Annotated in this window: 2 protein-coding genes; both read right to left on the reverse strand. The window is 56.3% G+C overall.

Going from position 1 to position 630, the window contains the following annotated elements; all coding sequences use genetic code 11:
* Positions 1 to 58: 58 nt before the first annotated feature.
* Positions 59 to 202, reverse strand: coding sequence for a hypothetical protein (locus PG883_RS23725; RefSeq protein ID WP_270808513.1), 144 nt, complete (start codon positions 200 to 202; stop codon positions 59 to 61).
* A 75-nt stretch (positions 203 to 277) separates the two neighbouring features.
* The gene (locus PG883_RS23730) at positions 278 to 493 is read right to left on the reverse strand and encodes a hypothetical protein (RefSeq protein WP_114522822.1); all 216 of its coding nucleotides are present in this window, start codon (positions 491 to 493) and stop codon (positions 278 to 280) included.
* Positions 494 to 630: the final 137 nt, after the last annotated feature.

Raw genomic sequence — 630 nt, forward strand, 5'->3', positions numbered from 1 at the left:
GCTGACGCCCCGGCGAAATTCCCCTCCCACCTACGTCGGAGGGAGTCCCCTTTCGCATTTAAGATGGGCCAAGATGAGGCTCACACTCAGCCGGGATCGGCCCAATCAGACGGACCTCATCGCCCTGCAGCACGACCGGCAGGCCCAGCGCTCGCCCGGCCCAGAAATTCAGTTCAGCCATGCTGAGGTCTTCGACCTTCACACGCACTCCAGTCATTCCCTCTGTCATACCTGCTACTCCTCTGCTTGTGTTTCGGGCTCGCATTGAGCCTGTCTATCAGGCCACATTGGGTACCACGCCGTTTGGCCAGGCCGACGCTGGATAGGTGACGGTGAAATGGGTCAGCTCAGCAATGGCTTGCCGGTGGGACATACTCAGCCGATATGCGCAGTAGGCAGACCACGCATTGCGCGGCAGCTCGTCAATCTCAGCTCGCGTTACCCAGACGCTACGCCCGCGACTAACAATTTGCACCACTTTTTCCTGCTCCATATGACTCACCTTTCGCTGTGACTATCATGACATCAGCTTACCCTTTATGGTCAATCTGTGCGAGCATTTTTCACCCTATGCGCTGGCATCATTCGACTGCCATCAATGCTCTCAGAGAATAAAAAAGGTTCATCGCG

This window comes from Aeromonas sp. QDB25, from assembly GCF_027707725.1.
GTDB lineage: Bacteria > Pseudomonadota > Gammaproteobacteria > Enterobacterales > Aeromonadaceae > Aeromonas > Aeromonas caviae.

Bases quoted from the DNA above. Each gene is read 5' to 3' on its own strand.
- PG883_RS23730 (WP_114522822.1), bottom strand. From the start codon at position 493: ATGGAGCAGGAAAAAGTGGTGCAAATTGTTAGTCGCGGGCGTAGCGTC.